Here is a 13,870-nt window from a genome sequence, read left to right on the forward strand (position 1 = left end):
GTCGAGTTCGATTAGTGGTCATGGCGGTCCGTGCGTGCGGGTAGCTCGATGGTGAAGGTGCTGCCCAGGCCTGGTCCGCGGCTGGCCGCAGTGATGCGGCCGCTGTGGGCTTCGGTGAGTGCTTTGGCGATGGCCAACCCGATCCCCGCGCCGCCGTGGCTTCGATCGCGGGCCACATCGGCGCGGTAGAAGCGTTCGAACACGTGCGGGAGGTGCTCGGCAGCGATGCCATCACCATTGTCGCGCACGGTGATGATCACTTCGCCGGGCTTTGCCGCCGCGTCGACCTCGACGCGGCCTCGCGCGGGGGTGTGGCGCAGAGCGTTGTCGAGAAGGTTCCCGATCACCTGTGCGAGGCGCAGAGGGTCTACCCACACCTCGGGCAGCGGGTTCGCGGCATCGAAGGTCAGCGCGACATCCTTCTGGGCGTATCGGTCGGCTGCGGCAGACACGGTGGTGACGATCGCGGCCTGGGGGTCGATCCACTGCGGTGTGACCGCGCCGGGACCTTCCTCGGCTTGAGCGAGCGCGGCGAAGTCATCGGAGAAGCGCACCAGCCGGCTGGCTTGATCGTTGAGCACGGCAACCGTCTCGGGGTCAAGGGTTTTCACTCCGTCCTCGACGGCCTCGATGTAGGCCTTGAGTACCGAGACGGGTGTCCTAATCTCGTGGGCGAGGTCACCGAAGAGTTGGCGCCGGGTGGTCTCGACCGATTCGAGCCGTTCGGACATCCGATTGAACGCGCGGGACAGGTTCGCGAAATCCTCCCCCAAGCGCAGCGGCGACACACGGATGTCATAGCGGCCGTCGGCGACTGCAGTGGCGGCCGATGCGACCTCGGCGATGGAGTGCTGCAGGCGACGGCTGAAGTACCAGGTCACAAACAGGGCGGTCAATGCGGCTACGCCGATCGCCACCGCGATGGAGATTGCGGTGGCGTACCGGTAGGCCTCCTCGGCGTGGAACTGTTCATTGGATGAGTGAGGAAGTCCGGCGCGGTTCAGGTGTTCTCGGAACAGCGGTGGACCGACGATGACGGCGACGACCCCGGTGGTTGCGCCGCCGGCGAGGAGCACCAAGGCTTGCGCCAGCAGGAGTCGCGCCCCGACTCCAGGACTGCGCCGCGACCTGGGTTGAATGCTCGTGTCTGTCCTCATTGGCCGCTTCCCATTCGGTATCCGACTCCGCGGACGGTGATCACGTAGCGGGGACCGGCGGGGTCATCCGACAATTTGCGGCGCAGATGTCCGATGTGGACGTCGACTAGATGTTTGTTTCCGCCCCAGGAGTCTCCCCAGACGGCCTCGAGGAGTTGGCGGCGGCTGAAGACCACGGCCGGTCGCGACGATAACGCGGCCAAGATGTCGAACTCGGTGCGGGTGAGCAGAACTGGTTCGTCGTCGATGAATACCTGTCGGCCCGCAACGTCGATGGACAACGGCCCGAAGGCCCGCGGCGGGGGTTCGTCGGCCGCGGTCGCAGCACTGGTCGGCGTTGCGACGGTGCGAGGCCGGCGCAACATGGCGCGGATCCGCGCGACCAGTTCGCGGGGACTGAAAGGTTTGGTGACATAGTCGTCGGCACCGACCGACAGGCCCACGATGGTGTCCATTTCGGTATCGCGTGCGGTCAGCATCACCACGTAGGCATCGGAGAACGTGCGAAGTTGGCGGCATACCTCCACGCCGTCGATGCCCGGCAACGCGAGGTCCAAGATGACCACGTCCGGGTCGATCTCACGGGCCTGCGCCAAGGCGTCCGCTCCGCTGTGGGCGAGGCTGACGTCAAACTGCTCGCGTCGGAGGTAGCTCGCCACGACTTCGGCCAGCGGTACCTCGTCGTCGACCACCAACGCTCGATAACCCGCAGAAGGGGTGGCCGCAGGCTTGTCCATGTCCTCATCGTGCCGCCCCGAAGGGATTCAGGAACCCGCGACCCAGGTCTTGAGCGAATCTTCATAAAACCATCGTCGATTCGCTACTCGACCGCACGAGTGTGGAACGCGAAGGAGGTGACCCCGATGACGTGGTGGAACGAAGCCGGCGCTCTGTGGGGGTGGGCTGGCTGCCTGCTGGCAATGATGATGCTGGTTGCGTTCTGGGGAGCCGTGATCGCCGCGCTGGCGGCACTGCTCGGGGGGAAGACACCGCAGCGCCGCCAGGACATTGAAATCCAGCGCGACGCTCCGTTGCCCGGCCTCACCGCCGCCGATTGCGTCGCGACGACGAACCCCCCGCAACGACCATGAACGGTCAGAGCGTCGGCACGACGATATTGACACGACGCACGTTTCTCGCGGCCACCCTCGCTGCCAGTACCGCCGCCATGGCTGCGTGCGGAAAGCCCACAAGTGTCAACCCGGCTACGGATCCGATCGGCGCCGCCGAAGCCGCGCGGCCCCACACCGGGCGCACTGTCACTGCGGCGTTGACACCTGGGCCGGCGGACATCGATCTGGGCGGACCCGTCGCCCGCACACTGGCGTACAACAACATTGTTCCCGGACCGTTGATCCGCGCCAACGTCGGCGACGAACTGGCGATTAGCGTCACCAACGGTCTGAACCACCCGTCTTCGCTGCACTGGCATGGCATCGCGCTGCGCAACGATATGGATGGGGCAACGCCGGCGACCCCGAACATCGACCCGTCCTCGAACTTCACTTACCGGTTTTCTGCGCCTCATCCCGGTACCTACTGGGCGCATCCGCACACCGGCCTCGACGCCGACTACGGACTCTACGCGCCGGTCATCATCGACGATCCGGCCGAACCGGGAGGCTACGACGCCGAGTGGATCGTGGTGCTCGATGACTGGACCGACGGCATCGGCTCCAGTCCGCAGCAGCTCTACGAGGGGCTGCGTCCCATCTCGGGAGTCGGCGGCCACTCGGGTGGCATGCCAGGCATGCCCGGCATGCCCGGCATGCCCGGCATGAGCGGAACACCTGGAATGCCAGGGGTTCCCGGTGTCGGCGGCGTGGGCGCGAGCCCGCTTCTCGGGGGCGACGCGGGTGACGTCAGCTACCCCTTCTACCTGGCGAACGGTCGTATTCCGGCGGCACCGACCACTCTCACCGCTCGCCCTGGGCAGCGGATAAGGATGCGGATCATCAACGCCGCGTCCGATACCGCTTTTCGGGTCGCGTTGGCCGGGCATCGGATGACCGTCACCCACACCGACGGCTTCCCTGTGGTGCCGACCGAGGTGGACGCGCTTCTGATCGGCATGGGTGAGCGCTATGACGTGCTCATCACCACCGGTGACGGCGTGTTCTCCTTTGTCGCTTCGGCCGAAGGGAAGAACGCGCTCGCGCGAGCCATACTGTCGACCGGTGCCGGTGCCGCACCCGATCCGACGTTCATGCCACCCGAACTGCAGCGCCGGGTCGGCACCGTCGGCGTGTTCACCGCCGCGCCCGAGGCGGTATTGGATGTCAGCAGGGCCGATGTCGCTCTGTCGGCCCGGCTTTCCGGTTCCATGGCGTCCTACGACTGGACGATCAACGGCAGACCGTTCGAAGACACCGTCCCACTGACTGTGAGGCAAGGCCAGAAGGCGACGTTGACCTTCGCCAATACCACCATGATGTGGCATCCCATGCACCTGCACGGCCACACCTTTCAAGTGATCAAGCCGGACGGGACTCCGGGCCCACGCAAGGACACCGTCATCGTTCTGCCGATGCAGGAGCTGACGGTGGCGCTCGCCGCCGACAACCCGGGCGTCTGGATGATGCACTGCCACAACACCTATCACCAGGAAGCCGGCATGATGACGAGCCTGAACTACTCGCCCTAGCCCGGTGCCGCGCCCTTCGCACGGTCAGCGGCAATGAGGCCCAAAGACCTTGAAGCGCAGTGCTCTTGACTCTGTCGGGACGAGACGCAAACCGTAAGACTGTGGCCGATCGGCCACGGATACATCAAGAGGAGGAACGGTCATGATGTTTTGGTACGACCACGACATGGGTTGGTGGGGATACGCGGGGATGGGCGTCGGGATGGTGCTGTTCTGGGGCTTGATCATCGTCGGTATCGTCGCTCTGATCAGATACACGACGGGCAGCTCACAAGCGCCACGCGGTGACGCGCCCACAGCCGAACAACTGCTAGCGGCGAGATTCGCCAGTGGCGAGATCGACGAAACGCAGTACCGCGAACGATTGGCGATTCTGCGCGAGGCTGTCCGCCGATAACTGACGCCAGCACCCAAGCCCGCGGCGGGGGAGTCCCGCGCCGCGGGCGTATTTGCTGAGCGTGAGGTGCCCAGCCTGGGGTTATGGTGCGGTGTGGGCCCTGCGGTACTCGTCGCCCCCTGGCGGCACTGTCGCAACGTGGACGTCTTCCGTCTGCCCAGGGGATGCGCTGCTGGTGAACCGGCGAAGCCGCAGGCTGTTGCTGACCACGAAGACCGAGCTGAAGGCCATTGCGGCGCCGGCGATCAGCGGATTGAGTAGGCCCAGCGCCGCTAAGGGAAGTGCGGCGACGTTGTAGGCGAAGGCCCAGAACAGGTTTCCCTTGATGGTCCGCAGGGTTGACCGGGCCAATCGAATGGCGTCGGCGGCTGCGCGCAGATCACCACGTACCAGTGTCAGGTCGGATGCCTCGATGGCGACGTCGGATCCGGTGCCCATCGCCAGGCCCAGATCGGCCTGTACCAGTGCGGCGGCATCGTTGACGCCGTCGCCGACCATGGCGACGGTTCGCCCCTGCGCTTGCAGGCTTTTGATGGTGTCGACTTTGCCGGCAGGGAGGACCTCGGCGATCACGTCGTCGGCGTCGATACCGACCTCTGCGGCGACTGCGAGGGCGGCGCGCCGATTGTCGCCGGTCAGCAGAAACGGACGTAGGCCGAGCTTGCGGAATTGGCCGATGGCGTCCGCGGAGGTGCGCTTCACCGTGTCGGCCACGACGATCACGCCGCGCACCGCCCCGTCCCACGCCACCCACACTGGGGTGTGGCCCTGGGACTCAGCGTGTTCGGCGGCGGAGGCGAGGTCGTCGGGGGCTGTCAGCGACCAGTCGTCATTAAGCCAGCTGAGCCGTCCAACCAGGACCGCATGGCCGGCGACGACGCCGCTGACGCCGTAGCCGTTGTGGTTGGAGAAGTCTTCGACCGCTGGCAACGCGCCGCCGGCGGAGGCCGAAGCGGCGATCGCCTCGGCGATGGGGTGTTGAGACGCGCTCTCCAAGGCTCCCGCGAACTCGAGGAGCTCGTCGGAGTTCTGGCCTGCGCCCGGGTACACCCCCACGAGACTCATGCGGCCGGTGGTGACGGTTCCGGTCTTGTCGAGCACGATGGTGTCGACCCGGCGGGTGGACTCGAGCACCTGCGGCCCTTTGATCAGGATGCCCAGTTGGGCGCCGCGGCCGGTGCCGACCATGAGGGCCGTGGGGGTGGCCAGACCGAGCGCGCACGGGCAGGCGATGATCAGGACGGCGACCGCCGCGGTGAACGCGACTGTCGCCGAATGGCCGGTGAGCAGCCAGACAGCCAGCGTTGCCACCGACAGCGCCAGGACGATGGGCACGAAGACCGCCGAGACCCGGTCGGCCAGGCGCTGTACCGATGCCTTGCCGTTCTGGGCGTCTTCGACCAGGCGCGCCATCTGCGCGAGTTGGGTGTCGGCGCCGATTCGGGTGGCGCGGACGAGCAGTCGCCCACCGGCGTTGACGGTGGCACCGGTGACGTGGTCGCCGGGACGGACCTCGACGGGCACGGATTCCCCGGTGAGCATCGATGCGTCGACCGCTGATGCGCCGTCGGTCACCACCCCGTCGGTGGCGATCTTCTCACCCGGTCGCACCACGAACACGTCTCCGACGCTAAGTTCTGCTGTTGGAATGCGGATTTCGGTACCGTTGCGCACGACGGCGACGTCTTTGGCGCCCATGTCGAGCAGGGCCCGCAGCGCGGCACCGGATCGTGTCTTGGCGCGCGCCTCGAAGTAGCGGCCGGCCAGAATGAACACCGTCACCGCGGCGGCGACTTCGAGGTAGATGTGCTCGGTCTCGGAACCCGCGTCGGGTAGCAGACTGAAGGCCATCCTCATCCCCGGCATGCCGGCGTGTCCGATGAACAGCGCCCACAGTGACCACAGGTACGCGGCGCTGACGCCCAGTGAGATCAGGGTGTCCATCGTGGCGGCGCGGTGACGGGCGTTGGCCCAGGCTGCGCGATGAAACGGCAGGGCGCCCCACACCACGACGGGAGAGGCCAAGGTCAGCGCGAGCCATTGCCAGTTGGTGAATTGCAGCGCGGGGATCATCGACATCGCGATCACGGGCACCGTCAGCACCAGGGAGATCAGCAATCGGCTCCGCAAGGAGTCGGCTTCGCCCGCGTCCCGGCCGGAATCGGTCGGGGCCGCGTCGTTCGGCGCCGCGGGGGCGGTTGCGGTGTAGCCGGTCGCTTCCACCGCGGCGATCAACACTGCCGGATCGACGGAGTTGGGGTAGTCCACCTTGGCCTTTTCGGTCGCGTAGTTGACGCTGGCCTCGACCCCATCGATCTTGTTCAGTTTCTTTTCGATCCGGGCTGCACACGATGCACAGGTCATCCCGCCGATCGACAACTCGATGCTGTGGGGTTGATCGACACCGACGACGTGATTCGGCAGGCTCATGCTCTGTCCTTTGGTTCGGGTACGGCGCAGGGTCGAAGCGCTAGCGAGGTTGATCGTTGGATAGGCGGTAGTCGCCGGCCTCATCGAGTGCGGAGGTGATCTGCGCTGTGGTCAGTGGTGTGTCGCTGGAAACCGTCACTGTGGATATGCCGCCGGCAACCAGATCGACATGAACGTCGGTGACACCGGCGAGTGCACCGAGTTCTGCGCTCACCGCGGCGACGCAGTGGCTGCAGGTCATGCCGGTCACGGAGTAGGACTTGGTGGTTGTGGTGGTGCTCATGGCGTTCTCCTCGAGCGTTGCTGGTGGGCGTGTGTCCGAGGACCTCGGTGCGCAGCAACTGCAGCCCGAGGAGGTGGACGGGACCAGGGGCAGGGTGACGATGAGCTGTCGGGTCATTTCTGTCCACTTTCGCTTGCGGGATGGGCGGTTTCGGATGTGTGCTCAGGAGCGGACGAGCCGCGCGATTGCTGCCGAGGCTTCATTGATCTTCTGCTCGGCCATGTCGCCGCCCTGGTGGATTGCGTCACGGACGCAGTGGGACAGATGTTCGTCTAGAAGCGACAACGCCACCGACTCCAACGCTTTGGTTGCCGCCGATATCTGGGTGAGCACGTCAATGCAGTAGGCGTCCTCGTCGACCATGCGCGCAAGGCCGCGGACCTGCCCCTCGATTCTGCGCAGTCGCTTGAGATGTGCGTCCTTCGAGGCTGTATACCCGGGTGTCGCCGTATCCATGACTCCTCCTCCCTAATACCCCATAGGGGTATAAGAAGCAATATACCCCTATGGGGTATCAATCTGTCAAGGGGCCAACGTCACCAGAAGTGCGACGGATACCTCAGCTGCATAACCGGGCCCGCCCGCGTGGGCGTCGAGGGTGTGCAATTCAGCGCGCCGACTGGCCCTCCCGCGTGCGGCGCATCAGCCCGCCGCATGATCATCAAGCCGACCCGCCCCGTTGCTCATGGGTTCCCGCGCGGGTCGATTACTTTGGCCGCACCTGATTCCATGTGATTCCTGAGCTGCCAGATGTTGGAGCCGACCATGTAGGTGTTGATCGCAGGATCTGGTGTGATCTTCAAGAAGCAGATTCGCGTTTCGCCGCGGCGGTAAGACTCTTCGTAAGCCTTGAGGATTCGGCGGCCTATCCAGAACTGGCGGAAGGCATCCCGCCCTTCGTCGTCAGTCCAGTCGAGGATCTTCGCGTGTCCGCTCAACTGGAGGGTTGCTGGTGGGAGGAACCACAGGAGCCGCCTCGGCAGCGGAACCACGAGCGAGACCCGCGGATGCCGCACGACATTGCGCGCCTTCTTCAGGTGCCGGCGGGTCATAACGAAGATGGAGATGGCACCGCCGAGCTCAGACACGCGGTAGTTGACTCCCGCTGAGCACGGTTTGCCCTCTTCGTCAGTCGTCGAAAGTACCGCAAACGTTCGCTTCCGTAGATGGCCGAGAACCAGCTCGAACGTGACAGGGTGATCCTTCACCATGACGCCCGGCGACTCGGTGACCGACGAAGCGCGGTATTCATGTGCACCCGCCGACCCATGTGTTCCGGGACTTGTTGGAAAGAGCCCGTGGCGTGGACGCCGGGGTGCTTACAGGGACGAGGCACCTGCCAGGCCCACTCCCGGAAGGTCACGACACCACCGCCACCAGCGTCGCCACGATCCAGAGTGCCGCCGCAGCGGAAAGCAGCCACCGAAATGTCGAGTGCAGCGCGAAATTTACCAACGCCATGACCCCACTCGACGATGCGCCGGCGACCGCCAGTACCGCCACTGCCGACGACTCGGCATTACGAATGTCGGTGGCTGCCAGGTAGATGGTGAGTGTCCTGGTAGCCACTGCGTATCCGCCGAGGACGATGAACACCAGACGCAGCCACTCACGCAGGCTCGGTACGGCAGCATCGATCTCGCCCGCGGTGCGGCGTAGATAGCGCAAGTCCTCGGGCAGCAGTGCAGGCCGGGCCAACAGAAAGAACCCGCCAATCCCGACGAGGATCGCGCCACCGACGCCGAACAGCCATGCGGCGGCGATCATCAGGTCGACTTCCCGCCGCGGGTGAGGACCACTGAGGCCACGATCAATAGCCCACCCAGCCAGACGAACCCAGTTAGTAATGGCCAGGTTTCGTCGAAACGTGAGGTGAGACTGGTATCGAATAGCAACCTGGTCACGCCGTACCCGGGAAGAAACTGGGCCCACTCCTGAGGTATAGGGCGGAGCATCGGACTTTGGATGATTCCCAGATCGAGAAAAGGGATCAAGAATGCGACGAACACCCCCGCGACCTTGCCCAGCAGTGGCCCGATGACTACACCGATCAGGGCGTAGATGGCGGCGATCAGCAGGTTGGCGGCAATGTAGCCCGGCCACTGCCTGGCGTCGAAGACGGTCGCGGTAACCCCCATGGTGGCCGCCGTGATGACGATGGCGGCTACGGCGACCACGCCCAATCGGGCAGCCAGCACCACGCCAGTGCGGTAGCCGGCCAGCCGCAGGCGTCGGTCCCCGCCGGCAGCATCGACCACTACGAACATCCCAACCAGTGCAGCCAGCGCACCGATGCCGATCGGGGCCATCGCTCCGGCGTGTACCTCGGGAAACCAGAACGACTGGTTTGAAACGGCGCCGTTCTCGGTGACCGACACCATTAGAGATCGCCCCGGCGTGGTCACCTTCGCCAGCAGCACGAACGCCGCCGGCACAATAACTAGCAGCACCAGCAGCACGCCGTTTCGCCGCAGATCGACCAGACCGAACCTCAGCGCAGTCGGTAACTGGCCGGCCGTGCGCTGACGCCGTCGCGCGGTGCGAGAACCCGCCGCCACCAACGCGCCGGCCACAGCAAGAGCGCCGAGCATCCAAACCGAGGCGAGGCCGAGATCGCCGAGCCGTCCAGCGTGGTGCGAGGGCGTGTCGACCATCCACAACGTGACGAAGTGAGTGGGAAACCAGCGAGTGAACACGTAATCGCCGCCGCTGCCGGCAGGCCCGACGAACACGTCGATCATCCAGATCAACAAGATGATCACCGCACCGTTGACCGGATTGGCAACCGCTATCCCTACTAGCGCACCGATCGCCAGGTAGATGACCGAGAACATCAGCGTACCGACGATCACCCGGACCGGATGGTCGATACCGACACGCACGGCCAACGCGGCGAGCGCCACTCCCGAGACGAGTCCCGCCATGAGCAGACCGGTGCCGGCCCGGGCAGCGAGCAACCGCGCCGCTGGTAAGCCGACCAGTTGCAACCGCTTGTCCGCGCGTCGCGCCGAGCGGATCTGGAAGTACATTGCGAGCCCCGACAGGAAGCCAGCTGCCCAGCCGGCGGTCGCCGTTTGGGTTGCGATGCCGGGTCGTCCCCGTAACAGTTCCATCGCGTCGGCGATCGAACCGGCCGCGACCAGCACGAACACGAGCGGCACCAGGACCAGCATGATCAGGTTCACCGGGTTGCGAACATAGTCGGCGATGAAGCTGCGGGTCAGCAGCAGCGTCGGCCGCCACTGCTCATGGGCTGCGGTCGTCACTGGGGACCCCCTGCCCTCCGTACTGTCCCTCGCATAGCCGCCCGTCACACAGCTTGACGATGCGATCGAAGCGGTGCTCGTCAGCGACGAAGTGGCTAATGATCAGCACCGACCGTCCGTCGTCGCGACGACGGGCCACCAGATCCCAGAACTTCAGATAGGTGTCCCAATCGAAGCCGGCATAGGGCTCATCCAGCAGCAGCACTTGCGGGTCGGCCAGCATCGCCAATGTCAGGTTGAGCTTGGCCAGCGTGCCGCCCGACAACCGATCCGCCCGTGTGCCGGCGTATCGTTCAAATCCCAACGCCTCGTAAAGATCTCGGCGCGCGCGCCGTTCGCCCTCATGCGTCATACGGTAGGCGCGCGCGAACAGCTCAATGTGCTCATCACAGGTCAGGCGTTCATACACCACCGGCTGCTGCGGGCAATAGCCCAGCACGCCGGAGCGGACCACCGTGCCCGCGTCTGGGGCAAGCTCGCCAACCAAGATCTTCATGATTGTTGACTTGCCTGAGCCGTTCTCCCCAACAAGACCGACCACTTCGCCAGGCTGCAGCGTCAGATCGACGCCGCGCAGCACCTGCCGGTGGTGCGAGATCGGCCAGGTGCCGCGGCGAAACGACTTCTCGATACCGCCGGCCGTTAACACCGCGGCGGCGGCCTCGACCACCGGCAGCTTCGTTATGGCGTCGGTCCCAGTGGTGTGATTCATGACCGACCTCCTCCGTGGGAGCCGTCGGTGCTGGGCGGTGGCGAGGCGCCGGTGGGCAGGGGCGGCGGTGTCGGGCGATGCCAGGCGGTGCGGCTGTCACCGGAGTGAGCGGTTTCCGGCACGGTTTGGGGACGAGATCGCAAGTGCGGCACGAATGCCGGAGTGCGTGCCGCGTACGCGTTCCATGCGGGGCCGAATTGGTCCGCCGCGTCGCGTTCTTCGCTGCGCGCCAGCCGCGCGTAGACGTAAACCAGCACTGGGAACATCATCAGTGTGGGAATCGTCGGCCACTGCAGCAAGAAGCCGAGCATGACTAGTAGGAAGCCGTCGTATTGCGGGTGACGTACCCAGGCATACGGGCCGGTTGTGGCGAGTCGATCGGCTTGGGCGGCCGCATGCAAGTGTCGCCAGGCGACCGCGATCAGCCAGAAACCGCCACCGATCGCCGCGTAGCTGGCCAGATGAAAGGGGCTCAGGTGCGGGTCGCCGGTCCAGCCGATGAGGTCGTTCCACAGGTGCCCGCCGGCGTGGGTGTCACGTAGGAGCGGGAAGCGCGATCCCAGCCAGCCGCCGAGCAGGTACACGGTCAACGGGACGCCGTACATCTCGGTGAACAACGCCACCAAGAACGCGGTGTAGCCGCCCATCGCCCGCCAATCTCGATGCGTTCTCGGACGAAAGAAGCTCAGCCCAAAAGCCATGAACAACAACGTGTTCACGATCACCAGCGGCCATAATCCGTAGGCTGCATCTGCCATCGCCAAGACCTCCTGATCGGTGATGGACGTGGAGGTTTATGACCGTCCCGCAGAGTCGCGGTGCTCCGGCGTATCGGACCGGTCATGCTTAGTGTTGTTACCGTGCCCGCCGCCCATTCCGCCCATCATGAACATCATCATCAATGGGCATGCCAGCGCAAAGAGCAGCAGCGCCGACGTCGACAGCGGAACACCGATGGCCAGCGCAGTTACGAAAGCGGCGGCCAAGGCCAAGGCGTACCAGGGTAGGTACTGTGTTTTCATCTCGAGGTCCTTCCGTTCGGGCCGCCCTCAAGCATGCGCTTCTACCCTGGCGATGCCCATGGAACTACGTAGGTGATAGGTACGACGAAAGTCCCTGTCTGATTCGCCCAGAGGCCCTATGGCGGCCAACGCGATCGTTCTCGTCGGCGTCGGCGTCGGCGTCGGCGTCGGCGTCGGCGTCGGTGCTGGCATCGGCGGTAGGCGTCGCATCCGGTCTGCGGCACGGTCATCACGAGCCGGCGGTGTGAAACCCGATCACCACGATCGGACACGCGGACGATCACGGTCGTGCGGCGCCACCCGCTACGTAGCCGGTCGTCGAGTCAGCCGGCACGCCAGCGACACCGGCGCCTGTCGAGGCTCCTTCGCCTGAGTCGCTTCACCACGAAACGGGCGTTGATCACAACCACGACCAGTAGTGAGTCAACCGCGGCCCGGTGGACTGGTACGTCGAGAACTTCGTCAGGTGTACGTGATGGGGGCAAAAAGGCGCCTTGCTGACTGTCGCACCACCTACTGGGAGTGCCTTCGTTAGATCTGCCAGTCTTGGGCGCCGTCGTTTTGGTTGTAGGTGCCGATGGAGTTCTTGACGACGACCGGGTCTCCACTGCCGAAGTTGTCATAGAACCATTGAGCGTTGGCTGGACTCAAATTGGGGCACCCGTGGCTGACATTGCGCTTGCCTTGATCGTTGACTGACCAGGGCGCGCTGTGAACGAATATGCCGCTGTTGTCGATGCGAACTGCGTCTGCACCTTCAGCTTGTAGCCTTCAGCCGAATCGATGGGGACGCCGTACGTCGAGGAGTCCATGACGATATACGCGAACTTCTCCAACACGTAGTAGGTGCCGTTCGGGGTTTCGTAACCCTTCTTACCGAGAGAGACGGGAAAAGTCTTCTCCAGCTTGCCGTTGCGCATGATCTCCATCTGGTGAGTGCTGTCATCGATGGTTGCGACGAGCGCATCGCCGGTCCGGAAGCTCGACTTGGTCCCGCTGGCATCGATGTTCACCGTTGTGTTGGCGGGCCAGAAGTCGATGGGCCGCCACCGAAGCTGGGTGTCATTCATCGTGTAGAACTTCCCGGGCACGGGCGGGTTGGAGGAGATGTGAACGGCTTGCTCGGCCAGCGCGCGGTCGGCGATCGGCCGTTAAAAGTTGATGATGATCGGCTTGGCCACACCGACCATCGCGCCATTGACGGGATTGAACGTCGGCGGCGCGAACAAGCCCAGCCGGGGGCGCCGGCCGTGAAGGATCACTTAGCGGACCCTGGATCGAATCGGGGGAGAGGACGAACGGTTCTGGCGGGGATCCCGGCATTGCCATCGGATCGATCGGCGCCGGCGGTCCGGGAAGGGGCGGCTCCGCCGCGGCGGAGCCGGTGCTCAGCATTAGTGCGCCGGCGAGGCCAGTCGCGGCCAACATCAGTCCCAGCTTGCGCACTAGCCGCCGCTCCATAACCGGTCTCCTCGCCTAGATTCTTCCGCCGTGCAACCCAAGAAGCACGACGAGTACTTTCAGATCTACTACCTACGTACGTTGGCAGTAGGTTGACCGATTTCGCTTACCGTGCGGTGCGGCAGTGGCTCCGTGTGGACAACCGCCACGTACGTCCGTAACCCTAACTGTGATCTACGTATCGAGACCGTACTTGGTTCCTGCGCAACGAAAGGACATCCGACGTCGTGATCCTTGAACCGATCCGGCGGATCTCCCGTTCGCTGGTGCGGTCGCTGTTGCGACCTTGCTGTGTGTCGCGGTCGTCAGCGACGTCAACGCCGATCCGGCATCGGACGCACTGGCCCGCATGAATGAGCTGTCCCGCCAGCCGAGCAGACCACTGAGGCTATGCACACCGCACAGATCGACTTAGCCTCAATCCGTGGATCGACCCTGTTGAGGTCCGGTCAGACTGATTTTGCTGTGCTGCGGTGGGTGGGCAGCGTGAATCCGCTG

At 64.7% G+C, this 13,870-nt stretch carries 14 protein-coding genes and 1 pseudogene; 3 read left to right on the forward strand and 12 right to left on the reverse strand.

The window, feature by feature from the left end; translation table 11 throughout:
* Positions 1 to 11: 11 nt before the first annotated feature.
* Together MCHLDSM_RS12030 and MCHLDSM_RS12035 are read right to left on the reverse strand one after the other, a co-directional pair.
* Complete coding sequence (locus MCHLDSM_RS12030; RefSeq protein WP_011767894.1) at positions 12 to 1,157, reverse strand: sensor histidine kinase; 1,146 nt, start codon at positions 1,155 to 1,157, stop codon at positions 12 to 14.
* Complete coding sequence (locus MCHLDSM_RS12035) at positions 1,154 to 1,894, reverse strand: response regulator (RefSeq protein ID WP_011767895.1); 741 nt, start codon at positions 1,892 to 1,894, stop codon at positions 1,154 to 1,156. The genes MCHLDSM_RS12030 and MCHLDSM_RS12035 overlap by 4 nt, the downstream gene beginning before the upstream one ends.
* A gap of 126 nt (positions 1,895 to 2,020) precedes the next feature.
* Between MCHLDSM_RS12035 and MCHLDSM_RS12040 the strand changes: the two genes are divergently transcribed.
* The 3 genes from MCHLDSM_RS12040 to MCHLDSM_RS12050 all read left to right on the forward strand — a co-directional run bounded on the left by MCHLDSM_RS12040 (position 2,021) and on the right by MCHLDSM_RS12050 (position 4,198).
* Positions 2,021 to 2,248, forward strand: a complete 228-nt coding sequence (locus tag MCHLDSM_RS12040; RefSeq protein ID WP_041322078.1) for a hypothetical protein — start codon at positions 2,021 to 2,023, stop codon at positions 2,246 to 2,248.
* Entirely contained in the window at positions 2,245 to 3,801 is a 1,557-nt protein-coding gene (locus tag MCHLDSM_RS12045; protein ID WP_011767897.1) for a multicopper oxidase family protein, read from the forward strand. The genes MCHLDSM_RS12040 and MCHLDSM_RS12045 overlap by 4 nt, the downstream gene beginning before the upstream one ends.
* Positions 3,802 to 3,943: 142 nt before the next feature.
* A complete protein-coding gene (locus MCHLDSM_RS12050) occupies positions 3,944 to 4,198 on the forward strand; it encodes an SHOCT domain-containing protein (RefSeq protein WP_011767898.1) in 255 nt (84 codons plus the stop codon).
* Between the two features lie 81 nt (positions 4,199 to 4,279).
* Here the strand turns inward: MCHLDSM_RS12050 and MCHLDSM_RS12055 are convergent, their stop codons facing one another.
* The 10 genes and pseudogenes from MCHLDSM_RS12055 to MCHLDSM_RS12100 form a co-directional block, all read right to left on the reverse strand.
* On the reverse strand, positions 4,280 to 6,628 hold the full coding sequence (locus MCHLDSM_RS12055; RefSeq protein WP_011767899.1) for a heavy metal translocating P-type ATPase: 2,349 nt from the start codon (positions 6,626 to 6,628) through the stop codon (positions 4,280 to 4,282).
* A 40-nt stretch (positions 6,629 to 6,668) separates the two neighbouring features.
* Positions 6,669 to 6,911, reverse strand: coding sequence for a heavy-metal-associated domain-containing protein (locus MCHLDSM_RS12060; RefSeq protein ID WP_011767900.1), 243 nt, complete (start codon positions 6,909 to 6,911; stop codon positions 6,669 to 6,671).
* Positions 6,912 to 7,073: 162 nt separating this feature from the next.
* Positions 7,074 to 7,367 carry a metal-sensitive transcriptional regulator gene (locus MCHLDSM_RS12065; protein WP_011767901.1) on the reverse strand — a complete coding sequence of 98 codons (294 nt, stop codon included), beginning with the start codon at positions 7,365 to 7,367 and terminating at the stop codon, positions 7,074 to 7,076.
* Between the two features lie 227 nt (positions 7,368 to 7,594).
* Positions 7,595 to 8,122, reverse strand: a complete 528-nt coding sequence (locus MCHLDSM_RS12070) for a pyridoxamine 5'-phosphate oxidase family protein (RefSeq protein WP_011767902.1) — start codon at positions 8,120 to 8,122, stop codon at positions 7,595 to 7,597.
* Between the two features lie 148 nt (positions 8,123 to 8,270).
* Positions 8,271 to 8,678 (reverse strand): hypothetical protein, encoded by a 408-nt coding sequence (locus MCHLDSM_RS12075; RefSeq protein ID WP_011767903.1) that lies wholly within the window; start codon positions 8,676 to 8,678, stop codon positions 8,271 to 8,273.
* Positions 8,678 to 10,177 carry an ABC transporter permease gene (locus MCHLDSM_RS12080; protein ID WP_011767904.1) on the reverse strand — a complete coding sequence of 500 codons (1,500 nt, stop codon included), beginning with the start codon at positions 10,175 to 10,177 and terminating at the stop codon, positions 8,678 to 8,680. The genes MCHLDSM_RS12075 and MCHLDSM_RS12080 overlap by 1 nt, the downstream gene beginning before the upstream one ends.
* The gene (locus tag MCHLDSM_RS12085; RefSeq protein WP_011767905.1) at positions 10,158 to 10,889 is read right to left on the reverse strand and encodes an ABC transporter ATP-binding protein; all 732 of its coding nucleotides are present in this window, start codon (positions 10,887 to 10,889) and stop codon (positions 10,158 to 10,160) included. Before MCHLDSM_RS12085 ends, MCHLDSM_RS12080 begins: the two co-directional genes overlap by 20 nt.
* Entirely contained in the window at positions 10,886 to 11,647 is a 762-nt protein-coding gene (locus MCHLDSM_RS12090) for a methyltransferase family protein (RefSeq protein ID WP_011767906.1), read from the reverse strand. Before MCHLDSM_RS12090 ends, MCHLDSM_RS12085 begins: the two co-directional genes overlap by 4 nt.
* Positions 11,648 to 11,683: 36 nt before the next feature.
* Positions 11,684 to 11,911 carry a DUF2933 domain-containing protein gene (locus MCHLDSM_RS12095; RefSeq protein ID WP_011767907.1) on the reverse strand — a complete coding sequence of 76 codons (228 nt, stop codon included), beginning with the start codon at positions 11,909 to 11,911 and terminating at the stop codon, positions 11,684 to 11,686.
* Between the two features lie 531 nt (positions 11,912 to 12,442).
* Positions 12,443 to 13,372, reverse strand: a pseudogene (locus tag MCHLDSM_RS12100) (L,D-transpeptidase).
* Between the last annotated feature and the right edge of the window lie 498 nt (positions 13,373 to 13,870).

It is taken from the genome of Mycolicibacterium chlorophenolicum, from assembly GCF_001044235.1.
In the GTDB taxonomy this organism is placed as follows: domain Bacteria; phylum Actinomycetota; class Actinomycetes; order Mycobacteriales; family Mycobacteriaceae; genus Mycobacterium; species Mycobacterium chlorophenolicum.